This is a genomic window from Pseudomonas sp. rhizo25 (genome assembly GCF_031931935.1).
Taxonomy (GTDB): domain Bacteria; phylum Pseudomonadota; class Gammaproteobacteria; order Pseudomonadales; family Pseudomonadaceae; genus Aquipseudomonas; species Aquipseudomonas synxantha.
Window position 1 is genome coordinate 94,085 of sequence record NZ_JAUJXA010000010.1, and the last position, 23,440, is coordinate 117,524.

Annotated in this window: 28 protein-coding genes and 1 tRNA gene; 5 read left to right on the forward strand and 24 right to left on the reverse strand. The window is 59.2% G+C overall.

Annotation, left to right across the window (positions count from 1 at the left end):
• Positions 1–19 precede the first annotated feature (19 nt).
• From hisS to trmJ, 16 genes are all read right to left on the reverse strand, one after another.
• Entirely contained in the window at positions 20–1,309 is a 1,290-nt protein-coding gene (gene hisS, locus QZR30_RS20400) for a histidine--tRNA ligase (protein WP_056845989.1), read from the reverse strand.
• Between the two features lie 23 nt (positions 1,310–1,332).
• Complete coding sequence (ispG, locus tag QZR30_RS20405) at positions 1,333–2,442, reverse strand: flavodoxin-dependent (E)-4-hydroxy-3-methylbut-2-enyl-diphosphate synthase (RefSeq protein ID WP_003175952.1); 1,110 nt, start codon at positions 2,440–2,442, stop codon at positions 1,333–1,335.
• 2 nt (positions 2,443–2,444) lie between these two features.
• Positions 2,445–3,422 carry a RodZ domain-containing protein gene (locus QZR30_RS20410; RefSeq protein WP_046069442.1) on the reverse strand — a complete coding sequence of 326 codons (978 nt, stop codon included), beginning with the start codon at positions 3,420–3,422 and terminating at the stop codon, positions 2,445–2,447.
• Complete coding sequence (pilW, locus tag QZR30_RS20415) at positions 3,422–4,180, reverse strand: type IV pilus biogenesis/stability protein PilW (protein ID WP_059396528.1); 759 nt, start codon at positions 4,178–4,180, stop codon at positions 3,422–3,424. Before pilW ends, QZR30_RS20410 begins: the two co-directional genes overlap by 1 nt.
• 12 nt (positions 4,181–4,192) lie before the next feature.
• Positions 4,193–5,341, reverse strand: a complete 1,149-nt coding sequence (gene rlmN, locus QZR30_RS20420) for a 23S rRNA (adenine(2503)-C(2))-methyltransferase RlmN (RefSeq protein WP_005791178.1) — start codon at positions 5,339–5,341, stop codon at positions 4,193–4,195.
• A gap of 29 nt (positions 5,342–5,370) precedes the next feature.
• Complete coding sequence (gene ndk, locus QZR30_RS20425; protein ID WP_003175956.1) at positions 5,371–5,796, reverse strand: nucleoside-diphosphate kinase; 426 nt, start codon at positions 5,794–5,796, stop codon at positions 5,371–5,373.
• A gap of 92 nt (positions 5,797–5,888) precedes the next feature.
• Positions 5,889–6,089: a Fe-S cluster assembly protein IscX gene (gene iscX, locus QZR30_RS20430; protein WP_032879605.1), complete on the reverse strand. Its 201-nt coding sequence runs from the start codon at positions 6,087–6,089 to the stop codon at positions 5,889–5,891.
• A gap of 14 nt (positions 6,090–6,103) precedes the next feature.
• Positions 6,104–6,445, reverse strand: a complete 342-nt coding sequence (fdx, locus tag QZR30_RS20435; protein ID WP_046069444.1) for an ISC system 2Fe-2S type ferredoxin — start codon at positions 6,443–6,445, stop codon at positions 6,104–6,106.
• A gap of 3 nt (positions 6,446–6,448) precedes the next feature.
• The gene (gene hscA, locus QZR30_RS20440; RefSeq protein WP_046069445.1) at positions 6,449–8,311 is read right to left on the reverse strand and encodes a Fe-S protein assembly chaperone HscA; all 1,863 of its coding nucleotides are present in this window, start codon (positions 8,309–8,311) and stop codon (positions 6,449–6,451) included.
• Positions 8,312–8,362: 51 nt separating this feature from the next.
• Positions 8,363–8,884: a co-chaperone HscB gene (gene hscB, locus QZR30_RS20445; protein ID WP_043046817.1), complete on the reverse strand. Its 522-nt coding sequence runs from the start codon at positions 8,882–8,884 to the stop codon at positions 8,363–8,365.
• An 8-nt stretch (positions 8,885–8,892) separates the two neighbouring features.
• Entirely contained in the window at positions 8,893–9,216 is a 324-nt protein-coding gene (gene iscA / locus QZR30_RS20450; RefSeq protein WP_046069446.1) for an iron-sulfur cluster assembly protein IscA, read from the reverse strand.
• A gap of 28 nt (positions 9,217–9,244) precedes the next feature.
• The gene (iscU, locus tag QZR30_RS20455; protein WP_043046816.1) at positions 9,245–9,631 is read right to left on the reverse strand and encodes a Fe-S cluster assembly scaffold IscU; all 387 of its coding nucleotides are present in this window, start codon (positions 9,629–9,631) and stop codon (positions 9,245–9,247) included.
• A 99-nt stretch (positions 9,632–9,730) separates the two neighbouring features.
• Positions 9,731–10,945 carry an IscS subfamily cysteine desulfurase gene (locus tag QZR30_RS20460; protein ID WP_003194019.1) on the reverse strand — a complete coding sequence of 405 codons (1,215 nt, stop codon included), beginning with the start codon at positions 10,943–10,945 and terminating at the stop codon, positions 9,731–9,733.
• Positions 10,946–10,995: 50 nt separating this feature from the next.
• A complete protein-coding gene (iscR, locus tag QZR30_RS20465; protein WP_003194020.1) occupies positions 10,996–11,487 on the reverse strand; it encodes a Fe-S cluster assembly transcriptional regulator IscR in 492 nt (163 codons plus the stop codon).
• A gap of 302 nt (positions 11,488–11,789) precedes the next feature.
• Complete coding sequence (gene cysE / locus QZR30_RS20470; RefSeq protein ID WP_046069447.1) at positions 11,790–12,572, reverse strand: serine O-acetyltransferase; 783 nt, start codon at positions 12,570–12,572, stop codon at positions 11,790–11,792.
• Positions 12,573–12,574: 2 nt separating this feature from the next.
• Entirely contained in the window at positions 12,575–13,345 is a 771-nt protein-coding gene (trmJ, locus tag QZR30_RS20475) for a tRNA (cytosine(32)/uridine(32)-2'-O)-methyltransferase TrmJ (protein WP_068967695.1), read from the reverse strand.
• Positions 13,346–13,490: 145 nt separating this feature from the next.
• On the opposite strand from trmJ, the gene suhB reads away from it, so the two are divergent.
• On the forward strand, positions 13,491–14,306 hold the full coding sequence (suhB, locus tag QZR30_RS20480) for a type III secretion system regulator SuhB (protein WP_005791195.1): 816 nt from the start codon (positions 13,491–13,493) through the stop codon (positions 14,304–14,306).
• A gap of 162 nt (positions 14,307–14,468) precedes the next feature.
• Here suhB and QZR30_RS20485 read toward each other — a convergent pair whose 3' ends face one another.
• From QZR30_RS20485 to queA, 6 genes are all read right to left on the reverse strand, one after another.
• Complete coding sequence (locus QZR30_RS20485; RefSeq protein WP_003194023.1) at positions 14,469–15,011, reverse strand: glycine zipper 2TM domain-containing protein; 543 nt, start codon at positions 15,009–15,011, stop codon at positions 14,469–14,471.
• 122 nt (positions 15,012–15,133) lie between these two features.
• A complete protein-coding gene (secF, locus tag QZR30_RS20490; protein WP_005791199.1) occupies positions 15,134–16,048 on the reverse strand; it encodes a protein translocase subunit SecF in 915 nt (304 codons plus the stop codon).
• A 9-nt stretch (positions 16,049–16,057) separates the two neighbouring features.
• Entirely contained in the window at positions 16,058–17,926 is a 1,869-nt protein-coding gene (gene secD, locus QZR30_RS20495) for a protein translocase subunit SecD (RefSeq protein WP_046069450.1), read from the reverse strand.
• 62 nt (positions 17,927–17,988) lie between these two features.
• Positions 17,989–18,327 carry a preprotein translocase subunit YajC gene (gene yajC, locus QZR30_RS20500; protein ID WP_003175975.1) on the reverse strand — a complete coding sequence of 113 codons (339 nt, stop codon included), beginning with the start codon at positions 18,325–18,327 and terminating at the stop codon, positions 17,989–17,991.
• Between the two features lie 43 nt (positions 18,328–18,370).
• Positions 18,371–19,486: a tRNA guanosine(34) transglycosylase Tgt gene (gene tgt / locus QZR30_RS20505; protein ID WP_162493187.1), complete on the reverse strand. Its 1,116-nt coding sequence runs from the start codon at positions 19,484–19,486 to the stop codon at positions 18,371–18,373.
• Between the two features lie 5 nt (positions 19,487–19,491).
• Entirely contained in the window at positions 19,492–20,541 is a 1,050-nt protein-coding gene (gene queA / locus QZR30_RS20510; RefSeq protein WP_046069453.1) for a tRNA preQ1(34) S-adenosylmethionine ribosyltransferase-isomerase QueA, read from the reverse strand.
• Between the two features lie 108 nt (positions 20,542–20,649).
• Here queA and QZR30_RS20515 point away from each other — a divergent pair.
• Positions 20,650–20,734: transfer RNA gene (locus tag QZR30_RS20515), tRNA-Leu, on the forward strand.
• An 83-nt stretch (positions 20,735–20,817) separates the two neighbouring features.
• Positions 20,818–21,147 (forward strand): hypothetical protein, encoded by a 330-nt coding sequence (locus QZR30_RS20520; RefSeq protein ID WP_057025654.1) that lies wholly within the window; start codon positions 20,818–20,820, stop codon positions 21,145–21,147.
• Between the two features lie 7 nt (positions 21,148–21,154).
• On the opposite strand, the gene QZR30_RS20525 is transcribed toward QZR30_RS20520, so the two are convergent.
• Positions 21,155–21,790: a LysE family translocator gene (locus QZR30_RS20525; RefSeq protein WP_056845975.1), complete on the reverse strand. Its 636-nt coding sequence runs from the start codon at positions 21,788–21,790 to the stop codon at positions 21,155–21,157.
• Between the two features lie 154 nt (positions 21,791–21,944).
• Between QZR30_RS20525 and QZR30_RS20530 the strand changes: the two genes are divergently transcribed.
• On the forward strand, positions 21,945–22,316 hold the full coding sequence (locus QZR30_RS20530; RefSeq protein ID WP_043046807.1) for a PH domain-containing protein: 372 nt from the start codon (positions 21,945–21,947) through the stop codon (positions 22,314–22,316).
• 132 nt (positions 22,317–22,448) lie between these two features.
• Here QZR30_RS20530 and QZR30_RS20535 read toward each other — a convergent pair whose 3' ends face one another.
• The gene (locus tag QZR30_RS20535) at positions 22,449–22,823 is read right to left on the reverse strand and encodes a c-type cytochrome (RefSeq protein WP_046069457.1); all 375 of its coding nucleotides are present in this window, start codon (positions 22,821–22,823) and stop codon (positions 22,449–22,451) included.
• 203 nt (positions 22,824–23,026) lie between these two features.
• On the opposite strand from QZR30_RS20535, the gene QZR30_RS20540 reads away from it, so the two are divergent.
• Positions 23,027–23,407 (forward strand): response regulator, encoded by a 381-nt coding sequence (locus tag QZR30_RS20540; protein WP_046069458.1) that lies wholly within the window; start codon positions 23,027–23,029, stop codon positions 23,405–23,407.
• The last annotated feature ends 33 nt before the right edge of the window (positions 23,408–23,440 follow it).

Below are 23,440 nucleotides of genomic sequence, written 5' to 3' on the forward strand. Positions count from 1 at the left end.
ATTCGGCTGTTCGACAGCTTCAACCCTGCACGACGCAGGTGGCCAAGTGCGCAGCGAGCGCATCAAAGGCAATGTTCTGTTGTTCGCCCTGGCCACGCAGGGGTTTGAAACCTATCACTTGCTGGCCCAGCTCATCATCGCCGAGGATCAGCGCATACAGCGCACCGCTCTTGTCGGCCTTCTTGAACTGGCTTTTGAAGCTACCGGCGCCGGCATTGATCTGCAGCCGCAGGTTCGGCAGTTGGTCGCGCACTTTTTCGCTCAAGGCCAGGGCAGCCAGTTCGGCGGCCTCGCCAAAGGCGCACAGGTACACATCCACCTGACGGGAAATCTCTTCGGGCACCTGCTCGAGGGTTTCGAGCAGCAGGATCAGCCGCTCAATGCCCATGGCAAAACCTACGCCCGGGGTCGGCTTGCCACCCATTTGCTCCACCAGGCCGTCGTAGCGACCACCGGCACACACGGTACCCTGGGCGCCGAGTTTGTCGGTGACCCACTCGAACACGGTCTTGCTGTAGTAATCGAGGCCACGCACCAGTTTCGGGTTGATCACGTAGGGAATACCCGCGGCATCCAGGCGAGCCTTAAGGCCATCGAAGTGCACCCGGGACTCGTCGTCCAGGTAATCAGCCATTTTCGGCGCATCGACCAACACGGCCTGGGTGTCGGCGTTCTTGGTATCCAGAACGCGCAACGGGTTGGTCTTCAGACGGCGTTGGCTGTCTTCGTCCAATTTGTCCAGGTGGGCCGACAGGTACTCGACCAGGGCTTCGCGATAGCGGCCCCGGGACTCGCTGGTGCCCAGACTGTTGAGCTCAAGCTTGACCGCGTCACGAATGCCCAACTGGCCCCACAGGCGCCAGGTCAGCACGATCAGCTCGGCGTCGATGTCCGGGCCGTCCAGGTTGAAAACTTCGCAACCGATCTGGTGGAACTGGCGGTAACGGCCTTTCTGCGGGCGCTCGTGGCGATACATCGGGCCGATGTACCACATTTTCTGGGTCTGGCCACCACCGGTGATGCCATGTTCCAGAACGGCGCGCACGCATGCGGCTGTGCCTTCCGGACGCAGGGTCAGGGAGTCCCCGTTGCGGTCTTCAAAGGTGTACATCTCTTTTTCGACGATGTCGGTCACTTCACCGATGGAGCGCTTGAACAGCTCGGTGAACTCGACGATCGGCGTGCGTATCTGCTTGTAACCGTAGTTATCACACAGACGCGCGACAGTGCTTTCGAAGTAGCGCCACAGTGGCGTCTGCTCCGGCAGGATGTCGTTCATGCCACGAATGGCTTGCAGAGACTTGCTCACATCAGATCCTTAAATTCGTTCAATCAGCCGCGAGCGATCAGCGCTGCGTCAGCGGCGACCTTCTCGGCCGCTTTCTCGCGGATCAGCTTTTCCAGCTCATCCACCAGATTGTCATTCGTCAGTTTCTGCGACGGCTTGCCGTCGATGTAAATCAGGTTCGGCGTACCGCCAGTCAGGCCCACATGGGCTTCCTTGGCTTCGCCCGGCCCGTTGACCACACAACCGATCACTGCGACATCCAGCGGCACCAGCAGGTCTTCGAGGCGCAACTCCAGATCGTTCATGGTTTTCACCACGTCGAAGTTCTGCCGCGAGCAGCTCGGGCAGGCAATGAAGTTGATACCACGGGAACGCAAGCGCAGGGACTTGAGAATGTCGTAGCCGACCTTCACTTCCTCTACGGGGTCTGCCGCCAGGGAGATGCGGATAGTATCGCCAATCCCTTCGGCGAGCAGCATACCGAGACCCACGGCAGATTTCACTGTGCCTGAGCGCAAACCGCCAGCTTCGGTGATACCCAGGTGCAACGGCTGCACGATTTCCTTGGCCAGCAGGCGGTAGGCTTCTACCGCCATGAACACGTCGGAGGCCTTTACGCTGACCTTGAAGTCCTGGAAATTCAGGCGCTCAAGATGCTCAACATGGCGCAAGGCCGACTCAACCAGCGCCGCCGGGGTGGGCTCGCCGTATTTTTTCTGCAGGTCTTTTTCCAGGGAGCCGGCGTTGACGCCGATGCGGATCGGGATACCACGATCACGGGCAGCATCCACCACGGCTCGCACACGGTCTTCGCGACCGATGTTACCCGGGTTGATACGCAGGCAATCCACGCCCAACTCGGCGACGCGCAACGCGATCTTGTAGTCGAAGTGAATGTCGGCAACCAACGGCACCTTGACCAACTGCTTGATGCGGCCGAAAGCCTCGGCGGCATCCATGTCCGGTACGGAAACTCGCACGATGTCCACACCGGCCGCTTCCAGACGGTTGATCTGGGCCACGGTAGCCGCCACATCGTTGGTGTCGCTGTTGGTCATGCTTTGCACTGCAATGGGGGCATCGCCGCCCACCGGCACAGAGCCGACCCAGATCTTGCGCGATACGCGACGTTTGATTGGAGATTCGCCGTGCATGACTATTGTCCCAACTTGAGGCGAGCAGTCTCGCCACTGGTGAACGGCGCCACGTCTACAGGCTGGCCGTTGTAGGCCACTTGCGCGCCACGGGCAAAGCCCAGACGCAGCGTCAAAGGAGGCTTGCCGCCCTGGTCCAGCGTATCTCCCTTACGCTTCAAACCGCTGAACAGCACTTTGCCGTTGCCATCGGTGACCTGCGTCCAGCAGTCAGCGACGAAGGTAATCTGTACTCGCCCATCACCGGCGATCAACGCCGGGGTGGTGGGAGGCGACATCGCCGGCGCTGTCGGTGCGGCTGGCGCGGGGGCAGGTGTCGGTGCGGCCGGTGCCTGGGCCACAGGTGCTGTCGGGGCCGCTGGAGCCGGTACCGCAGGCGTCGCAGCCGGTGCCGTGGCGGTTTCCGGCACAGGCTGCTCGACAGCGGCCGGCGCTTGCGGCGTGGTTTGCCCTTCTACAACGGCCTGGTCTTCCGGCTCATCCAGCGGATGAATCTGGGTGGTGCCGTCGGCGCTTTCGACTTCGACGTGCTCCATGGCATTGCTGGTCAGGTCTTTGCTGCGCTGGGAGGCCTGGTCTTGCCACCAGACGAAACCGCCGCCGATCACGGCAATCAGCAGTAACAGGCTGACAATCCGCAAAATCGTATGGGAAACCCGTGTTGGTTCTTCGATGCGCCCCAGGCCGTGGACGTTACTGCCCTGGGAGTCAGTACCGGTGAACTGGTCGAATTCCTGCACCAGCACAGTCTGGTCGATCCCCAGCAATTTGGCATAGGCGCGGATATAGCCGCGGGCAAACGTATGCCCGGGCAGCTTGTCGAACGCGCCGGCTTCCAGGTTGGCCAGGGACGTGCTGGTCAAATTGAGCTTGAGGGCCACTTCCGCCAGCGACCAACCATTGCTTTCGCGGGCCTGACGCAAGGTGTCGCCTGGGTTTACGCGATTAGCTGCTACATCTTCCGGGTGCGCGGCTTTCATCATTGCTCCGACAGGTATTGCTGATATTCCGGCGTACCGGGATAGAGTCGTTCGAGTTGCTGGCCAAAACGTGCGGCCGTGTCGTGTTCTTCATGAACCGTCGCCAGGCGCACACCGAGCAATAGACTACGTGCATTTTGCCCGCTGAGCAGGCTAAAACGCTCGTAATAGTCTCGTGCAGGCACATAATGCCTGTCTTCGTACGACAACTCAGCCATTTCGAGCAATGCCCGAGGCTGGCGGCTGTTCAGATGCAAGGCTTTTTCAAGGTGCTGACGCGCGTTGTCGCGCTGGCCGAGGCGCATCGAGGCCACCCCGAGGTTCTCGAACACCCGCGAACGCTCCGGGTAGAGGGTATCGGTGGCAGCCTGTTGGAAATAACGCGACGCCAGGTCATAACGCTTCTGCTCGAACAGGAAACTGCCGTAGTTATTCAGCAGCCGTGGGTCGGCAGGGCGTGAAGCCAGGGCCTTGTGGAAATAGCGGTCGGCCAGTTCAGGCTCGGCCTGGGCCTGGAATACCTGGGCCAGTGCGGCATTGGCGTCGGCATCCTCGTTGTCCAGCTCAAGGGCTTTTTTCAATGGCACCTTGGCCTGCTCGCTCATGCCTTGGCGCAGGTAGCCCAAGCCCAGCTGCACATAGGCAACTCGCGCCTCATCACGGCCTTTATCCGTTTGCAAAGGGCTGACATGGCCCGATGAAACGCAACCGGCCACAAGGCCGGTAACCAGTAAAAGCAGCGCAAGGCGCAAGGGCATAGAGTTCCTCTCTCAGATTCGATTCACAGCAATTTGCGGCAAATCTTCAGCGGCGTTAAGTTCGCGCACGGCGATATAACGTTCGCTGCGGCGGGTGCGATCCATCACCTGCCCTACCAATTGACCACAGGCGGCGTCGATGTCTTCACCACGGGTGGTGCGCACGGTGACGTTGTAGCCGGCCTGGTGCAGTTGATCCTGGAAACGACGGATGGCGTTGTTGCTCGGCCGCTCGTAGCCAGAATGTGGAAACGGGTTGAACGGAATCAGGTTGATCTTGCACGGGGTATTCTTGAGCAACTCGATCATCTCGACCGCGTGCTCGACCTTGTCGTTGATGTCCTTGAGCATGGTGTACTCGATGGTCAACACGCGCTTCTCGCCCAGGGTCGCCATATAGCGCTGGCAAGACTCGAGCAACATCTTAAGCGGATACTTCTTGTTGATCGGCACCAATTGGTTACGCAATGCGTCATTGGGTGCATGCAGCGACAGCGCCAGGGAGACGTCGATGTGCTTGGCCAGCTCATCGATCATCGGTACCACGCCGGAGGTCGACAGGGTCACACGGCGCTTGGAGATGCCGTAGCCCAGGTCGTCCATCATCAGGTGCATGGCCGCAATCACGTTGTCGAAGTTCAGCAGCGGCTCACCCATGCCCATCATCACCACGTTGGTGATGGCACGGTCGACGGTCGCCGGGACGCTGCCAAAGGATTTGTTGGCAATCCACACCTGGCCGATGACTTCGGCGGCGGTGAGGTTGCTATTGAAGCCTTGCTTGCCGGTGGAGCAGAAACTGCAATCCAGGGCACAGCCTGCCTGGGACGAAACGCACAAGGTGCCGCGTTTGCCCTGGGGGATGTACACGGTCTCGACGCAGCTGCCGGACGCCACGCGCACCACCCATTTACGGGTGCCGTCGCTGGAAATGTCCTCGCTGACAACCTCGGGACCACGCACCTCGGCAATGGCCTTGAGCTTGTCGCGCAGGGCCTTGCTGACGTTCGTCATGGCGTCGAAATCGTCGACGCCAAAGTGGTGAATCCACTTCATTACCTGACCGGCACGGAAACGCTTCTCCCCGATTGAGTCGAAGAATTTCTCCATTTCCGGCTGAGTCAGACCCAGCAGGTTGGTTTTAACAGTCGATGTAGTCATGGATTCACCCTCACTCTTTAAGCCGATGCTTAGCGAGCGGTTACTTCAGTAGCAGCGAAAAAGTACGAGATTTCGCGAGCAGCAGCGGCTTCGGAGTCCGAACCGTGAACAGCGTTGGCGTCGATGGATTCAGCGAAGTCAGCACGGATGGTGCCGGCAGCGGCTTCTTTAGGGTTGGTAGCGCCCATCAGCTCACGGTTCAGAGCGATAGCGTTTTCGCCTTCCAGTACCTGGACAACAACAGGACCGGAGATCATGAAGGCAACCAGGTCGCCGAAGAAGCCACGAGCGCTGTGCTCAGCGTAGAAGCCTTCAGCTTCAGCCTTGGACAGTTGCTTGAGTTTCGAAGCTACAACCTTCAGGCCGGCTTTTTCGAAACGAGTGGTGATCTCGCCGATGACGTTTTTTGCAACAGCGTCAGGCTTGATGATGGAGAAAGTACGTTGAACAGCCATGGTGTAACTCCAGAAACGGTAATTTACGAAAAATTAAACCCGCGAATTATACGCGGGTTATTAGGTATTGCCTAACTGCGTAAAAAGGCGGCTCAGTCTGCTTCTTCGATCCACAGGCCTTGAATCGCCTCCAGGACCTTTTCGCCACCCCGGTCAGGGATGTCGTCAAAATCCGGCAGCGCCATTACGAGGTTGCGCAGCTTGACGAAGTTCACGGTAAGAGGATTGACCTCAGGGTGAGCTTCGGCAAGTTGTATAGCGATTTCTTGTACATCAACCCATTTCAGGCTCATGACAGTTCCTTGAATCAATGCGGCGCTTCGGCGGCATGGTTAAGCGAATATTTCGGAATTTCGACGGTGATGTCTTCAGTGCCAACCTTTGCCTGACAGCTTAAGCGAGAGGTGGCTTCCAGACCCCAGGCACGGTCAAGAAAGTCCTCTTCCACCTCATCGGCTTCCTCCAGGCTTTCGAAACCTTTACGAATGATGCAGTGACAAGTGGTGCAGGCATTCACGCCGCCACAGGCACTTTCGATCTCGATGTGATTGTCATGCGCGACGTCGAGCAGGGACTTGCCGGTCTCAGCTTCCACGACCTTGCCCTCAGGGCAATGCTCGGCGTGCGGTAGAAAAGTGACCTGCGGCATCAGTTATTCCTCGATTTCATTCAGGTTGCGCCCCGCCAGTGCGGCTTTCACCGTCTGATCCATGCGGCGGGCGGCAAAGGCGTCAGTAACCTGCGACAAGCGCTTGGTCTGCTGCTCGATGGCATAACCATCATTACCTTTCATCAGTTCGGCCAGTTCCTGCATCTGCAGGTCGATAACCATGCGCTCCTCGGCATCCAGCAGGCGCTCACCGTCAGCATCCAGGGCCCCCTGCACCGCTTCGAGCAGGCGCTGGGCATCGACTTGCTGCTCACGCAGCACACGGGCGACCTTATCGTCGCCGGCGTACTGGAACGAGTCCTTGAGCATCTTGGCGATTTCGCCGTCGGTCAGGCCGTAGGACGGCTTGACCTGGATGCTGGCTTCAACACCAGAGGCCAGCTCACGGGCCGCCACGCTGAGCAGGCCGTCGGCGTCGACCTGGAAGGTGACACGAATCTTCGCTGCGCCCGCGACCATGGCCGGGATACCGCGCAATTCAAAGCGCGCCAGGGAGCGGCAATCGCTGATCAGCTCGCGCTCGCCCTGCAGCACATGAATCATCATGGCCGTCTGGCCGTCTTTATAGGTGGTGAAATCCTGGGCGCGGGCGACGGGGATGGTGGTATTGCGTGGAATCACCTTCTCCATCAGGCCGCCCATGGTTTCGAGGCCCAAGGACAATGGAATCACGTCGAGCAACAGCAACTCGCCGCCATCGCGCTTGTTGCCGGCCAGGGTATCAGCCTGAATCGCGGCACCGATGGCAACGACTTGGTCCGGATCGATTTCTGTCAGCGGCTGGCGACCGAAGGCTTCGGCCACGGCCTCGCGAACGCGCGGTACGCGGGTGGAACCGCCGACCATGACCACGGCAGCCACGTCTTCCAACTCGACACCGGAGTCACGAACAGCACGGCGACATGCCCTGAGGCTGCGAGCGACCATCGGCTCGATCAGCGCATCGAAGGCTTCGCGGGTCAGCTGTGCTGACCAGCTACCGTAGGAGACTTCAACAGAAGCGGCATCAGTCAGTGCTTCCTTGGCGGCACAGGCGGTCTGCAACAGATTACGCTGCGCGCCTGGATCCAAGTCGGCAGACAAACCGGCGCTGGTGATAATCCAACCTGCAATGGCGTGGTCAAAGTCATCGCCGCCCAGGGCACTGTCGCCACCGGTGGCCAGCACTTCGAACACACCGCCGGTCAGGCGCAGGATTGATATATCAAAGGTGCCGCCGCCCAAGTCGTAGATAGCAACCAGGCCTTCAGCGTGCTGATCCAAGCCATAGGCTACAGCGGCCGCAGTCGGCTCGTTCAGCAGGCGCAGCACGTTCAGGCCCGCGAGCTTCGCCGCATCCTTGGTAGCTTGGCGCTGCGCGTCATCGAAATACGCGGGAACGGTGATCACCGCACCGACCAGTTCGCCGCCCAAGGTGGTTTCCGCACGCTGGCGCAGCACCTTGAGGATATCGGCCGATACTTCCACCGGGCTCTTAGGCCCTTGGACGGTATCGATGAACGGCATATGGGATTCACCGCCGATGAAGCGATAGGGCAACTGGTCGCCCAATTGCTTGACGTCGGACAGACCACGACCCATCAAGCGCTTGACCGACAGCACAGTGTTCAGGGGGTCCGAGGACGCGGCCAGCTTGGCCGATTCACCGACTTCGGTACGATCAGCGTGGTAACGCACAGCGGACGGCAGGATCACCTGCCCATCGGCATCGGGCAGCGGCTCGGACAGGCCGCTGCGCAAGGCGGCGACCAGGGAATTGGTAGTGCCCAAGTCAATCCCCACCGCCAGGCGACGCTGGTGCGGTTGAGGGCTTTGGCCGGGTTCGGCGATTTGCAGTAGAGCCATGGTAATCAGGTCTTATCTGTCTATCAGGCGTGCATCACGGGCAGCACTGGGTTAATCGTCGAGGCGCTCTTCTAGCTGGCGCACTTCGTAGGTGAGCTTGTCGAGGAACTGCATGCGCCGCATCAGGCGTTCAGCCTGCTCGCGTTGCGCAGCATCATCCCAACAGGCTGCGAAGCTTTCGTTGAGCTCATCCTGGGCGGTTTTCAGACGACGCTTGAAAACCGCGACACCCGCCACATCGGCTTCGTCCTGCAAGTCTTCGAGTTCTTCGCGCCACTGCATCTGCTGCATCAGGAAGTCCGGGTCATGCACGGTCACTTCCAATGGCAGCTCGCCACCGTTCATCGCAAGCAGATAGCGCGCGCGTTTCGCAGGGCTTTTGAGCGTCTGATAGGCTTCGTTGAGGCTGGCCGATTGCTCCAGGGCCTGGCGTTGTTCACGCTCGGAAGCGTCAGCAAAACGGTCCGGATGCACGCCACGCGCCAGTTCTCGATAGCGCGTGGCAAGCTGATCGAGGTCCAGGCGAAAGCTCGGCTGCAGCTCGAATAAAGCGAAATGACAAGGAGTACCCACGAGTAGCCTCAGATGTTGAAGCTTTCGCCGCAGCCACATTCACCGCGCACGTTGGGGTTGTTGAACTTGAAGCCTTCGTTCAACCCTTCCTTGACGAAATCGAGTTCGGTGCCGTCCAGGTAGGCCAGGCTCTTAGGGTCGATGATCACTTTCTCGCCGTGACTTTCGAACACCTGATCCTCTTCAACCACCTCGTCGACAAACTCCAGCACGTAGGCAAGGCCGGAACAGCCTGTGGTGCGAACACCCAGACGAATCCCCTCACCTTTACCGCGCCCATTCAGGGAGCGGCGAATGTGCTGCGCAGCCGCTTCTGTCATGCTGATAGCCATCGTTGACTCCTTACTCGTCGCCAAATGCTTAGATCAAGCCTTTCTTCTGCTTGTAGTCGCGAACGGCCGCCTTGATGGCGTCTTCCGCAAGCACCGAGCAGTGGATTTTCACTGGCGGCAGGGCCAGTTCTTCGGCCAGCTGGGTGTTGCTGATGGTGACAGCCTCATCCAGGGACTTGCCTTTCATCCACTCGGTCGCAAGGGAACTGGAGGCGATGGCCGAACCGCAGCCATAGGTCTTGAACTTGGCATCTTCGATAATGCCCTGTTCGTTGACCTTGATCTGCAGGCGCATCACATCGCCGCACGCCGGAGCGCCGACCATGCCGGTGCCGACATCAGGGTCTTGCGCGTCCATCTTGCCGACGTTGCGCGGGTTTTCGTAGTGGTCGATGACCTTTTCGCTGTAAGCCATGGTACTGAATCCTCACTCATCAGGGCCGCTCTGGAACCCTGTAGAAACGCCTGCGTTTACCGCCACGTTCCTACAGAGCTTGGGTGGCGGCTTCTATAGTTAGTGTGCCGCCCACTCGATCTTGGAAATGTCGACACCGTCTTTGTACATATCCCACAGCGGCGACAGAACGCGCAGCTTGTTGACGGCTTCGCAGACTTTCTGCGCGGCGTAGTCGACTTGCTCCTCGGTGGTGAAGCGACCGAACGTAAAGCGGATCGAGCTGTGAGCCAGTTCGTCGTTGCGGCCCAGGGCGCGCAATACATAGGAAGGCTCAAGGGACGCCGAGGTGCAGGCCGAGCCGGACGATACCGCCAGATCCTTGAGCGCCATGATCAGCGACTCGCCTTCGACGTAGTTGAAGCTCAAATTCAGGTTGTGCGGTACACGGGCGGTCATGCTGCCGTTGATGTACAGCTCTTCAAGGTTCTCGACCTGCTTGTAGAAGCGATCGCTCAGGGCCTTGATACGCACGTTCTCGGCAGCCATGTCTTCCTTGGCTACGCGGAAGGCTTCGCCCATGCCGACGATCTGGTGGGTCGCCAGGGTGCCCGAACGCATGCCGCGCTCGTGACCGCCGCCGTGCATGGTGGCTTCAATGCGCACGCGTGGCTTGCGGCTCACGTACAGCGCGCCGATGCCTTTAGGGCCATAGGTCTTGTGAGCCGAGAACGACATCAGGTCGACTTTCAGCTTGGACAGGTCGATGTCGACCTTGCCGGTGGACTGGGCAGCGTCGACGTGCAGCAACACACCCTTGGAGCGGGTCAGCTCGCCGATGGCTGCGATGTCGTTGATGGTGCCGATTTCGTTGTTCACGTGGATCACGGAAACCAGGATGGTGTCTTCACGCATCGCGGCTTCGATCATGGCCGGGGTGACGATACCGTCGGTGGTGGGCTCGAGGTAGGTGACCTCGAAACCTTCACGCTCCAGTTGGCGCATGGTGTCGAGGACAGCCTTGTGCTCAATCTTGGTGGTGATCAGGTGCTTGCCCTTGGTCGCGTAGAAATGCGCGGCGCCCTTGATAGCCAGGTTGTCGGACTCGGTAGCACCGGAGGTCCAGACGATTTCACGCGGGTCGGCATTGACCAGGTCAGCGACCTGGCGACGAGCATTCTCCACCGCTTCCTCGGCCTTCCAGCCGAATACGTGGGAACGGGAGGCCGGGTTGCCGAAGTTTCCGTCGACCAGCAGGCATTCGCTCATTTTTTGCGCGACACGCGGATCAACCGGGGTGGTCGCTGAGTAATCAAGGTAAATCGGCAATTTCATGGACTTTCTCCTAAATCAGGCTGGCTGGCGTGCCGTTAGCTCTGCGGCTGTCACTCGACGGCGGACGCTTCGATCTTGTCCAGGCGCGGCGCCTTGGTGTTGCAACGGCGCTGGTCCTGACGCTGGGCTACTTCTTGCACCTCACGGCGAGTCACAAGATCAGCCAAGCTGATACCACTCAAAAACTCATGGATCTGCAGGCTCAAGTCACACCACAAGTGGTGCGTCAGGCAGGTGTCGCCGGCGTGGCAATCACCCAGGCCCTGGCACTTGGTGGCATCGACGGATTCATTGACCGCGTCGATCACTTGGGCTACCTGGATGCCCTGCATGTCGCGGGACAATTGATAGCCGCCACCTGGACCACGAACGCTGGAAACCAGGTTGCTGCGGCGCAATTTGGCGAACAGCTGTTCGAGGTAAGACAGGGAAATGCCTTGGCGCTCGGAGATATCGGCCAGGGACACCGGCCCAGTTTGCGCGTGCAAAGCCAGGTCAAGCATGGCGGTCACCGCGTATCGGCCTTTTGTAGTCAGTCTCATGGACAAGGTACCAAGGTGTTTCAGAATGGGAGCAAGTATGCGATTCCCGAGTATTTAAGTCAACTATAAGACCTAGTGCTTTAGTCGGGATTACCCGTAAAAAGGGCGCGCGAATCATAGCAGCATGGGGTGGGATGGACCAGCGGGAACAGGGCCTGGCAGAGATCTCGAGACCAATGGAGATCAAAATGTGGGAGGGGGCTTGCTCCCGATGACTGAATGTCAGTCACTTATCAGTTGGCTGACCCACCGTTATCGGGAGCAAGCCCCCTCCCACAGGGATCTCTGGCGGCCTTGGGACTTCAGCTTGCCTTGGTGGCGGCCTCGTCCTTGATCTCGGCGAAGTCCTCTTCGCGCAACTCAGGCAGATCCTTAGCACAGTATGGGCTGCCCAGATCCTTCAGCGCACCACACATACCGTCCAACTTGCCATCCACCGCCTGCAGGTGGTCGAGCAATTGACCAATGGCGCGCGCCACCGGGTCAGGCATGTCTTCGCTGACGCCGTAGGCATCGAAGCCGATCTTCTCGGCCATGGCCTTGCGCTTGGCCTCCTGCTCGTCGCCGACTTCCGGCTTGACGATGATGCGACCCGGAATGCCCACCACGGTGGCGCCAGCAGGTACAGCCTTGGTCACCACGGCATTGGAGCCTACCTTGGCGCCGGCGCCCACGGTAAACGGCCCCAATACCTTGGCGCCCGCCCCTACCACTACGCCATTTTCCAGGGTCGGGTGGCGCTTGCCTTTATTCCAAGTGGTGCCGCCCAGGGTCACACCCTGGTACAGCGTCACGTCATCACCAATCTCGGCGGTCTCGCCAATCACGATGCCCATGCCGTGATCGATGAAGAAGCGGCGACCGACCTTGGCGCCAGGGTGAATCTCGATGCCGGTCAGCCAGCGACCGAAGTTCGACACCAATCGCGCCAGCCATTTCCAGCCCATGCCCCACAACACAGCAGACAGGCGATGGATCCAGATCGCGTGCATGCCCGGGTAGCAGGTCAGCACTTCAAAGGCATTGCGCGCCGCCGGGTCTCGGTGGAAAACGCTCTGGATGTCTTCTCGCAAACGCTCGAACATTGTTAATCCTTCCGCTTAAGAAGCTCGCCACGGGCCGCTTTCTGGGTTTCCGTGAGGATGCCACGCAATATATTCATCTCAGCCCGGCTCACCGAGCTGCGACCGTACAAGCGACGCAGGCGCGCCATTAAATGCCTTGGCTTTTCAGGATCGAGGAATTCGATGGCTACCAGGGTTTGCTCCAGGTGCTCATAGAAGCGTTCAAGCTCGTCCATGGTGGCCAACTCGCCACTTTTGGTCGATGCGACTTCATCCTTCTCAACCTTGCTCGGCTGGCCTTGAGCAGCCAGCCAGGCCATGCGCACTTCGTAACTCAATACCTGCACCGCCGCCCCGAGATTCAGCGAGCTGAATTCAGGGTCTGATGGAATGTGCACGTGGTAATGACATCGCTGCAGCTCTTCATTGGTCAGCCCGGAGTCTTCACGGCCGAACACCAGGGCGATCTCAGCGCCACCGGCAGCCTCTTCTACCACTTTGGTGCCGCATTCACGTGGATCCAGCAGCGGCCAGGGGATGCGTCGGTCACGGGCGCTGGTGCCGAGCACCAGGTTGCAGCCGACCAGAGCCTCTTCCAGGGTGGCGACGATTTGGGCGTTTGCCAGCAGGTCATTGGCGCCGGATGCACGGGCGTCGGCCTCGTGGTGCGGGAATACCCGCGGCTCGACCAGCACCAGGCGCGTCAGCCCCATGTTTTTCATGGCTCGCGCCACCCCGCCGATGTTGCCGGGATGACTGGTATTGACCAAGACGACACGAATGTTTTGCAGCAAGGGAGGCGCTCTCGGACATGGGAAAGGGGAGCAAATCTTACAGAACAGCCTAAGGTTATGCCATGAAAGCTAACGTCATCCTTCACCTGAGGAAAGTTTCTGCTAGAATGCCCGGCTTTCTTTAACAACCTTAGGTGACACATCCATGCAGCCCATGCTGAATATCGCGCTGCGCGCCGCCCGCAGCGCCAGTGAATTGATCTTCCGCTCCATCGAGCGCCTGGATACCATCAAGGTCGATGAAAAAGACGCCAAGGATTATGTATCCGAGGTCGATCGCGCCGCCGAACAGAAGATCATCGACGCCCTGCGCAAGGCCTACCCTACCCACGGCATCCTCGGTGAAGAAACCGGCCTGCACAAAGGTAGCGGCGAAGGCGAAGACTACCTGTGGATCATCGACCCACTGGATGGCACCACCAACTTCCTGCGCGGCATCCCGCACTTTGCCGTGAGCATCGCCTGCAAATACCGTGGCCGTCTGGAACACGCCGTTGTGCTGGACCCGGTTCGCCAGGAAGAATTCACCGCCAGCCGTGGCCGTGGCGCCCAACTGAACGGCCGTCGCCTGCGTGTCAGCGGTCGCACCAGCCTGGAAGGCGCCCTGCTGGGCACCGGCTTCCCGTTCCGTGACGACCAGATGGACAACCTGGAAAACTACCTGGGCATGTTCCGCGCCCTGGTTGGTCAGACCGCCGGCATCCGCCGCGCCGGTGCAGCCAGCCTGGACCTGGCGTATGTTGCCGCGGGTCGTTTCGATGCATTCTGGGAATCGGGCCTGTCCGAGTGGGACATGGCTGCAGGCGCCCTGCTGATCCAGGAAGCTGGCGGCCTGGTGAGCGATTTCACCGGCGGTCACGACTTCCTTGAGAAAGGCCACGTGGTTGCCGGCAACACCAAATGCTTCAAGGCCGTACTGACGGCGATCCAGCCGCACCTGCCGGCTTCGCTGAAGCGTTAAGCGAGCGAGCACAAAAAAGCACCCTCAGGGGTGCTTTTTTTATGCCTGGGATTTGTGCCAGCCCCGTGAATCAGCAGCAATACATATCAAATGTGGGAGGGGGCTTGCCCCCTCCCACATTTTGAACTGCACCAGAGCTTTGAATCAGTGCCAGGCCCGGGATTACTGCTGGTTCTGACCGAGGATCAGACGCCCTTCCTTATCCACCGGAATCTGGCTGCCTGGATCACGCTCCATACGCACAGTCCCTTCCTTGCCATCCAGGTTGTAACGCACGTCATAACCGACAACCTTGTCGCTGATGTCGTTAACAGTGTTACAGCGGGTTTGCGTGGTGGTGTAGGTATCACGGTTCTGCATGCCTTCCTGAACCTTGTTACCGGCGTAACCGCCACCAACCGCACCGGCCACGGTGGCCAGTTTCTTACCGTTACCGCCACCGATCTGGTTACCCAGCAGACCACCTGCAAGGGCACCCACTACGGTACCGGCGATTTGATGCTGATCCTGCACCGGACGCTGCCGGGTCACGGTGACGTCCTTGCAGACCTCACGAGGGGTTTTAATCTGGGTTTTCACCGGCTGCACCGCCAGCACTTGCGCATACTCAGGGCCGCTTTTTACCAGGCTGTAGGTGGCAACAGCGCCCCCGGCAGTCACACCGACAGCACCCAATACCGCACCAACCAGCAACGACTTGTTCACATGAACCTCCTGACCATCACAAGCGGACCGAAACGTCCGCGCTATACCCAGCCTTGGAGCCAAAAAAAAGGCACGAGTTCAATCTCGTGCCTTCTTTGTAACAGCGTATCAACGAACATCCATCAAGGACGGTCGTCAACCTCCTTGCCGGTAGCAGCAGGAGGGATCAGGTCTTCGCTGTTGAGGTTCAGCCAGATCAGCACCACGTTGGCGATATAGATCGACGAGTAGGTACCCGCCAGCACGCCGATGAACAGCGCCAGAGAGAAGCCCCACAGGTTGTCGCCACCGAAGATCATCAGTGCGGCAATCGCCAGCAAAGTGGAGATCGACGTCGCCATGGTTCGCAGCAGGGTCTGGGTGGTGGAGATATTGATGTTCTCGATCAACGTCGCCTTGCGCAGTACCCGGAAGTTCTCACGAACCCGGTCGAATACCACGATGGTGTCGTTGAGCGAGTATCCAATGATCGCCAGCACGGCCGCCAATACGGTCAGGTCGAAGGTGATCTGGAAATAGGCCAGGATACCCACGGTCACGATCACGTCGTGGATCAGCGACACAATGGCGCCGACACCGAACTTCCACTGAAAACGGAAGGCCAGGTAGATCATGATGCCGACCAACGCCATCAGCATGCCGAGGCCGCCCTGGTCGCGCAGCTCTTCACCGACCTGCGGGCCCACGAACTCGACGCGCTTGACCGATGCCGGGTTGTCGCCGCCGACCTTCTGCAAGGCCTCGGCTACCTGGTGACCCAGTTGCGGGTCTTCGCCAGGCATACGCACCAGCAGGTCGGTGGTCGCACCGAAGCTCTGCACGACGGCTTCGTGATAGCCGGCCTTGACCAGCTCGTCGCGCACCAGGGTGACATCGGCAGGCTTCTCGTAGGTCAGCTCGATGAGCGTACCACCGGTGAAGTCCAGGCCGTAGTTCAGGCCCTTATGGAACCAGCTGAACAACGCCAGAACAGTAAGGAGCACGGTGACGCCGAACGCAACGTTGCGAACGCCCATGAAGTTGATTGTACGTAACATGGCAGCCCCTTAAATCCACAACTTCTTGAAGTCACGCCCGCCAAAGATCAGGTTGACCATTGCGCGGGTCACCATGATGGCCGTGAACATCGAGGTAAAGATACCCAGGGACATGGTCACCGCAAAACCTTTGACGGGGCCGGTGCCCATGGCAAAGAGAATCCCGCCGACCAGCAAAGTGGTCAGGTTGGAGTCGAGAATCGCGGTAAATGCCCGGCCGAAGCCTTCGTTGATTGCACGCTGTACGGTCATGCCCGCCGCGATCTCTTCACGGATACGCGAGAAGATAAGCACGTTGGCGTCGACCGCCATACCCATGGTGAGCACGATACCGGCGATACCCGGCAGTGTCAGGGTAGCCCCCAGCAGCGACATCAGGGCCAGCAGCATCACCATGTTGCCCGCCAGGGCGACGGTGGCGATGACGCCGAAGAAGCGATAGATGGCGATGATGAACAGCGACACGAACAACATGCCCCACAGCGCCGCATCGACACCCTTGGTGATGTTGTCGGCACCCAGGCTCGGCCCGATGGTACGTTCTTCAGCAAAGTACATCGGCGCCGCCAGGCCACCAGCACGCAGCAACAGCGCCAGTTCGGACGACTCGCCCTGGCCGTTCAGGCCAGTGATGCGGAATTGAGCACCCAGCGGCGACTGGATGGTCGCCAGGCTGATGATCTTCTTCTCTTCCTTGAAGGTCTGTACCGGCACGTCTTTTTCGACGCCGTTGACCATCTGCTTGGTGTAGGTAGTGATCGGGCGCTGCTCGATGAAGATCACCGCCATGCTGCGACCGACGTTGCTGCGCGTGGCGCGACTCATCAGTTCGCCACCGTGGCCATCCAGGCGGATGTTCACTTCAGGGGTGCCGTGCTCGCCGAAACCGGCCTTGGCATCGGTCACCTGGTCGCCAGTGATGATCAGGCCACGCTCGATCAATGCTGGAGGACGGTTGCCTTCGCGGAACTCGAACTCTTCGGAGGTCGCGCGGGTGGCACCTGGCTCAGCCGCGAGACGGAATTCCAGGTTGGCGGTCTTACCCAGGATACGCTTGGCTTCAGCGGTGTCCTGCACGCCCGGCAGCTCAACCACGATGCGGTTGGCGCCTTGACGCTGCACAATCGGCTCGGCCACACCCAGCTCGTTGACGCGGTTACGTACCGTGGTCAAGTTCTGCTTGATGGAGTACTCGCGGATCTCGGCGATCTTGGCCGGGCTCATCGCCAGGCGCAACACAGCCTGACCATTCAAGTCGGCCGGCACGATGTCGAAATCATTGAAATTTTTGCGGATCAGCGCACGGGCCTGTTCGCGAGAGGCTTCGTCAGCAAAGCCCAACTGGATGGCACCGTTGAGCTGCGGCAGGCTGCGATAACGCAACTTCTCTTTGCGCAGCAGGCTCTTCACATCACCTTCGTAGACTTTCAGGCGCGCATCGAGGGCCTTGTCCATGTCCACTTCCAGCAGGAAGTGCACACCACCGGACAAGTCCAGACCCAGCTTCATCGGGTGCGCGCCAATGCTACGCAGCCATTGTGGCGTGGTCTGTGCCAGGTTCAAAGCAACGACGTAGTCGTCACCCATGACCTTGCGCACGACATCTTTGGCCGGCAACTGGTCTTCTTGCTTGGTCAGGCGCAACAAGCCGCCTTTGGAACCAGCCGCCAAGGTTGCCGCTTTAACCTGGATACCCGCGTCGTTGAGCGCTTTGCTCGCACGTTCCAGGTCAGCCTGATTGACCTGCAGCGAAGTGCTGGCGCCAGAGATCTGGATCGCAGGGTCATCAGGATAGAGATTGGGAGCGGAATAAATAAAACCGATCGCCAGCACCGCCAGGATCAGTACGTATTTCCACAGAGGGTATTTGTTCAGCATCACGCCGCCCGCTTATAACGCGGGGCGCCTTGCGCGCCCCGTCGATTGGTAAAGGTTGTTACTCAGATCGCTTTGAGCGTGCCCTTAGGCAGCGTGGCGGCGATGGCGCCCTTCTGGAACTTCATTTCTACGGTGTCGGAGACTTCCAGTACCACGAAAGCATCGGAAACCTTGGTGATCTTGCCGGCGATGCCGCCAGTGGTCACGACTTCGTCGCCTTTCTGCAGGCTGCCCAGCAGGTTTTTCTGCTCTTTGGCGCGCTTGGCCTGTGGACGCCAGATCATCAGGTAGAAGATGACCAGGAAGCCGACCAGGAAAATCCACTCGAAACCACCGCCCATAGGGCCGGCAGCAGCAGGCGCAGCGGCGTCAGCCATGGCGTTAGAGATAAAAAAGCTCATTTAGCACTCCAGTTGCAAATAGTGAATCTTAGGGTCGGGAAACTCAGTCCAAGGGCGGCACAGGGAGCCCGCGCTTGGCATAGAAGGCATCGACGAAGGCGGCCAATGTACCCTGTTGAATAGCCTCGCGCAAACCAGCCATCAGGACTTGGTAGTGACGCAAATTGTGGATGGTATTCAACATGCTACCCAGCATTTCCCCGCATTTGTCCAAGTGATGCAGATAAGCACGGGAGAAGTTCTGGCAGGTGTAGCAGTCACAGGTGGAATCGAGCGGCGAATCATCATGGCGATGGAACGCGTTACGGATCTTCAGCACGCCTGTATCGATGAACAGATGCCCATTGCGGGCATTACGGGTTGGCATCACGCAATCGAACATGTCCACACCGCGGCGCACACCCTCTACGAGATCTTCGGGTTTGCCAACGCCCATAAGGTAACGAGGTTTGTCAGCGGGCATCAGGCCCGGTAGGTAGTCGAGCACCTTGATCATTTCGTGCTTGGGCTCGCCCACCGACAAACCGCCGATGGCCAGGCCGTCGAAACCGATCTTGTCGAGGCCTTCCAGCGAGCGCTTGCGCAGGCTTTCATGCATGCCGCCCTGGACGATACCGAACAACGCAGCCGTATTGTCGCCATGGGCATTCTTCGAGCGCTGGGCCCAACGCAGGGACAGCTCCATGGAGATGCGCGCTACGTCTTCGTCAGCCGGGTACGGCGTGCATTCGTCGAAAATCATCACGATGTCGGAGCCCAGGTCACGTTGCACCTGCATCGACTCTTCCGGCCCCATGAACACCTTGGCACCGTCCACCGGCGAGGCGAAGGTCACACCCTCCTCCTTGATCTTGCGCATGGCGCCCAGGCTGAACACCTGGAAACCACCGGAGTCGGTGAGGATCGGGCCTTGCCACTTCATGAAGTCATGCAAGTCGCCATGCTTCTTGATCACTTCCGTGCCCGGGCGCAGCCACAGGTGGAAGGTATTGCCGAGGATGATCTCGGCGCCGGTGGCGACGATGTCACGGGGCAGCATGCCCTTGACGGTGCCGTAGGTACCGACCGGCATGAAGGCCGGGGTCTCTACGGTGCCGCGCGGGAAGGTCAGGCGACCGCGACGGGCCTTGCCGTCGGTAGCCAGCAGTTCAAACGACATACGACTCATAAGTTGTCCTCAGGGCCGCGCGGCGCCGGGTTACGGGTGATAAACATCGCATCACCGTAGCTGAAAAAACGGTACTCGTTGGCGATGGCGGCTTGATAAGCGGCCATGGTTTCCGGGTAACCGGCAAATGCCGACACCAGCATCAACAGCGTGGATTCCGGCAAATGGAAATTGGTGACCAGGCAATCGACCACATGGAATGGCCGACCCGGGAAAATAAAGATGTCAGTGTCGCCACTGAACGGCTTGAGTACGCCATCACGCGCCGCACTTTCAAGTGACCGTACGCTGGTGGTGCCCACCGCCACCACTCGCCCACCGCGCGCCTTGCACGCGTTAACCGCGTCCACTACGTCCTGGCTGACTTCCAGCCATTCGCTGTGCATATGGTGGTCTTCGATGTTCTCCACACGCACCGGCTGAAACGTACCGGCCCCCACGTGCAGGGTCACATAAGCGGTCTCGACGCCCTTGGCGGCAATCGCATCCAGCAGCGGCTGGTCGAAATGCAGGCCGGCCGTCGGTGCTGCAACCGCACCGAGACGCTGGGAGTACACCGTCTGATAGCGCTCGCGATCCGAGTCTTCGTCGGGGCGATCTATATAAGGAGGCAACGGCATATGACCGACACGTTCCAGCAGCGGCAACACTTCCTCGCAGAACTTGAGCTCGAACAAGGCATCGTGGCGCGCCACCATCTCGGCTTCGCCACCGCCATCGATCAACAGGCTCGAACCCGGTTTCGGCGACTTGCTGGAGCGCACATGGGCCAGCACGCGATGGCTGTCCAGCACCCGCTCCACCAGGATTTCCAGCTTGCCGCCGGAGGCTTTCTGGCCAAACAGCCGCGCCGGAATCACCCGGGTATTGTTGAAAACCATCAAATCGCCTGGGCGCAAATGCTCAAGCAAATCAGTGAATTGACGGTGTGCGAGGGCACCGCTCGGCCCGTCCAGGGTCAGCAGTCGACTGGCGCGACGCTCGGCCAAAGGGTGGCGAGCGATCAGCGAATCAGGGAGCTCAAAAGTAAAGTCAGCAACGCGCATGATGGGGTTCGTCTAGCAGGGCCGGGAAGTCTAGCGGAAATAGTCAAAATTGACCATGAAACGTGATTGACCAACGGTAATCTCATCTCTATACTTCGCCGCCATTGAGCCCTGATGGCGGAATTGGTAGACGCGGCGGATTCAAAATCCGTTTTCGAAAGAAGTGGGAGTTCGATTCTCCCTCGGGGCACCATCTTAAGAAAAGACCTTGAAATTCAAGGTCTTTTTTTTCGCCTGTGAAAAAGTGACCGGCATGGCAGTAGAGGTAGCGGGACCATGGAATTGACGCTTGAAGCCGTTGCACTGTTTGCCCTGAAACTGGTGCATGAGACCGAGGACGGCAGCCCGCTGCTGCGCGATGACCCGGCGATGGATGGGTATGAACGCGAGGTGTTTGGGCTGCTGGTGCGCCAGGGTGATTTGGCGCGGATTCAGTTAAAGCTTGATCAGTGCCTGACGTTAGCGCTCGACTCTCTGGGCGGCGCCCATACCGTGATGGGGCGCGAGCTGCAGCGGCTTGCGCTGGACGTGCATCAAGCAGCGACCTTGGAAGCACTCAATGCTCCGCTCCAGGCACTCAAGGATTACCTCAAAGCCATCCTGTAACGCGCAGCTAGCGTCGCCCCTCCACCGCCATCCGCACCGCCAACCCCATCAACACCGACCCCATCACCCAGCGCTGCACCACCTGCCAGCCTGGCCGGGTGACGAAGAACACCGCGATGGAACCCGCCATGCAGGCAATCACCGCATTGACGCTCACGCTGATAAAAATCTGCAGGGAGCCCAACACCAGGGATTGCATCAGCACACTGGCATGACCGTTCGGATCGATGAACTGCGGCAACAGCGACAAATACATCACCGCTACTTTGGGATTGAGCAGGTTGGTGATTAGGCCCATGGTGAACAGCTTGCGCGGACTGTCCTTGGGCAAATCCCGCACCTGGAATGGCGAACGCCCACCCGGCTTGACCGCCTGCCAGGCCAGGTACACCAGGTACAGCGCCCCGCCGAGCCGCAGCGCGTCGTAGGCGAAGGGCACTGCCATCACCAACGCAGTGATACCCAGTGCCGCGCAAACCATATACACCACAAAACCCAACGCCACCCCGCCCAGGGAAATCAACCCGGCGGTGCGGCCCTGGCAGATCGAGCGGGAGATCAGGTAGATCATGTTCGGCCCGGGCGTCAGCACCATGCCGAGTGAAATCAGGCCATAGGCAAGCAAGCTGGACATATCGGGCATTGTTTCGCTCCTGGATTTTTATTCTGCCAGCGTGAATCCTTCGCCACACTGTGATGTTTCGCTCCATGCTAGGGCGTTAGAGGCGTGGGCGTTAGATACAGATCCGCGAACAAAACCTCATACACAGGCGCCCCCACTGACCCAGGACAGGTACATGATCGACTTCAACAACAAAGGCTTCTTCAAGCTCAAACAAAACAATGAGTACGCCGAACGCGTATCGGCCCTGCTGCTCGACGGTGAGGAAGTGGTCGACGCCTACAAAGCCATGCGTGACGGCGTGGTTTTCACCACCAAGCGCATCATTGCGGTGAACGTGCAGGGGATTACCGGCAGCAAGAAGGACTTCACGTCGTTGCCGTATAAAAATATCGTGGCGTATTCGGTGGAAACGTCCGGGACGTTTGATCTGGATTCGGAATTGGAGATTTACTTTTCCTCACTGGGGAAGGTGAGGTTTGAGTTCACCGGCAAGACCTCGATTGTGGAAATATCGCGGTTGATTTCCAAGCATCTGCTGGGCTGATCAACACAAGGAGGCTTGCCCGCGACAGCGGTGAATCAGTGACTAGATCGGATACTGATACTCTGCCATCGGGGGCAAGCCCCTCCCACATTTTGATCGCGCTGTATCAGCTGAATACGCATGCGAGGCCGCTCACTTGGGCTGGAATGTCTCCAGGTAGGCCAGGATGTTTTCAATCTTCTCCTGATCGCTGATCCCCCAGAAAATCATCCGCGTCCCACTCACCACCTTCTTCGGCGCTTCGATATAGGCCGCAAGCTTGTCCCGCGTCCACACCACCCCGGAATTCTTCATCGCATCCGAATACTGATAGTCGGTGGTAGTTCCGGCAGGCCGGCCAATGATGCCGTTAAGCTGCGGCCCGAAACCACCGCGGGCGCCTTCGCCGACGCTATGGCAGCCACCGCAGGTCTTGGCGAAGAGTTTACCGCCCGCCTCCGCGTCGCCGGCGGCGAAGGCAGGGCTGGTGGCAAGGGTCAGGACGAGGGTGAACAGGGCGTACTTCATTGAGGGTTCCACTTCGGCTATTACCGGCGATTATGCCTGTTTAAGCGGGCATGCCCCCAACCGTTCAATCAGGCACGTCAGATAACCTCGCTCCGGTAGCAACCACGTCAAATGACCACCCATCGTTTAAAAAACATCCAATCGAACCTATAAGCGCGCGCCCCACTCCACCCTACTGAACCCCTGATGGTGGAGTAAGGATCATGGCTCAGCCATCGATTTTGGTATTGGAAGACGACGAGATCATTCGTTCGTTGATGGTGGATGTGCTGGAGGAGTTCGGGGCGCATGTGACGTCGTTCCCTTCGGCGGATGACGGGATGATTTTCCTGGAGCGCGATGATGAGCAGGTGGACCTGATTGTCAGCGATATCCAGATGCCCGGGCTATTGAACGGCTATGACTTGAGCAGGGTGGTGGCGCATCGTTGGCCATCTATCCAGGTGCTGTTGACGTCCGGTAATACGTCGCTGGCGTCTGAGTTGGGTGGCAGAGTCAGGTTTTTACCCAAGCCGTGGAGCACCGAGCGTCTGCTGGAATGTGTGGAGTCGGCGTTGACCCAGCAGGGTGCGTCCATGCATTGATAGCGCTGCGACATCGCTCAAACCGAACTTCCG

Excerpts from the sequence above, each read along its gene's own strand:
- QZR30_RS20535 (WP_046069457.1), bottom strand. The coding sequence starts at position 22,823 with ATGAAGTACGCCCTGTTCACCCTCGTCCTGACCCTTGCCACCAGCCCT.
- fdx (WP_046069444.1), bottom strand. The coding sequence starts at position 6,445 with ATGCCGCAGGTCACTTTTCTACCGCACGCCGAGCATTGCCCTGAGGGC.
- ispG (WP_003175952.1), bottom strand. The coding sequence starts at position 2,442 with ATGCACGGCGAATCTCCAATCAAACGTCGCGTATCGCGCAAGATCTGG.
- QZR30_RS20520 (WP_057025654.1), top strand. The coding sequence starts at position 20,818 with ATGGAATTGACGCTTGAAGCCGTTGCACTGTTTGCCCTGAAACTGGTG.
- hscA (WP_046069445.1), bottom strand. The coding sequence starts at position 8,311 with ATGGCTCTACTGCAAATCGCCGAACCCGGCCAAAGCCCTCAACCGCAC.
- rlmN (WP_005791178.1), bottom strand. The coding sequence starts at position 5,341 with ATGACTACATCGACTGTTAAAACCAACCTGCTGGGTCTGACTCAGCCG.
- QZR30_RS20530 (WP_043046807.1), top strand. The coding sequence starts at position 21,945 with ATGATCGACTTCAACAACAAAGGCTTCTTCAAGCTCAAACAAAACAAT.
- QZR30_RS20540 (WP_046069458.1), top strand. The coding sequence starts at position 23,027 with ATGGCTCAGCCATCGATTTTGGTATTGGAAGACGACGAGATCATTCGT.
- QZR30_RS20460 (WP_003194019.1), bottom strand. The coding sequence starts at position 10,945 with ATGAAATTGCCGATTTACCTTGATTACTCAGCGACCACCCCGGTTGAT.
- tgt (WP_162493187.1), bottom strand. The coding sequence starts at position 19,486 with ATGTCGTTTGAACTGCTGGCTACCGACGGCAAGGCCCGTCGCGGTCGC.
- ndk (WP_003175956.1), bottom strand. The coding sequence starts at position 5,796 with ATGGCTGTTCAACGTACTTTCTCCATCATCAAGCCTGACGCTGTTGCA.
- QZR30_RS20525 (WP_056845975.1), bottom strand. The coding sequence starts at position 21,790 with ATGCCCGATATGTCCAGCTTGCTTGCCTATGGCCTGATTTCACTCGGC.
- secD (WP_046069450.1), bottom strand. The coding sequence starts at position 17,926 with ATGCTGAACAAATACCCTCTGTGGAAATACGTACTGATCCTGGCGGTG.
- iscU (WP_043046816.1), bottom strand. The coding sequence starts at position 9,631 with ATGGCTTACAGCGAAAAGGTCATCGACCACTACGAAAACCCGCGCAAC.
- iscX (WP_032879605.1), bottom strand. The coding sequence starts at position 6,089 with ATGAGCCTGAAATGGGTTGATGTACAAGAAATCGCTATACAACTTGCC.
- iscA (WP_046069446.1), bottom strand. The coding sequence starts at position 9,216 with ATGGCTATCAGCATGACAGAAGCGGCTGCGCAGCACATTCGCCGCTCC.
- queA (WP_046069453.1), bottom strand. The coding sequence starts at position 20,541 with ATGCGCGTTGCTGACTTTACTTTTGAGCTCCCTGATTCGCTGATCGCT.
- pilW (WP_059396528.1), bottom strand. The coding sequence starts at position 4,180 with ATGCCCTTGCGCCTTGCGCTGCTTTTACTGGTTACCGGCCTTGTGGCC.
- yajC (WP_003175975.1), bottom strand. The coding sequence starts at position 18,327 with ATGAGCTTTTTTATCTCTAACGCCATGGCTGACGCCGCTGCGCCTGCT.
- secF (WP_005791199.1), bottom strand. The coding sequence starts at position 16,048 with ATGTTACGTACAATCAACTTCATGGGCGTTCGCAACGTTGCGTTCGGC.
- cysE (WP_046069447.1), bottom strand. The coding sequence starts at position 12,572 with ATGTTCGAGCGTTTGCGAGAAGACATCCAGAGCGTTTTCCACCGAGAC.
- QZR30_RS20410 (WP_046069442.1), bottom strand. The coding sequence starts at position 3,422 with ATGAAAGCCGCGCACCCGGAAGATGTAGCAGCTAATCGCGTAAACCCA.
- suhB (WP_005791195.1), top strand. The coding sequence starts at position 13,491 with ATGCAGCCCATGCTGAATATCGCGCTGCGCGCCGCCCGCAGCGCCAGT.
- iscR (WP_003194020.1), bottom strand. The coding sequence starts at position 11,487 with ATGAGACTGACTACAAAAGGCCGATACGCGGTGACCGCCATGCTTGAC.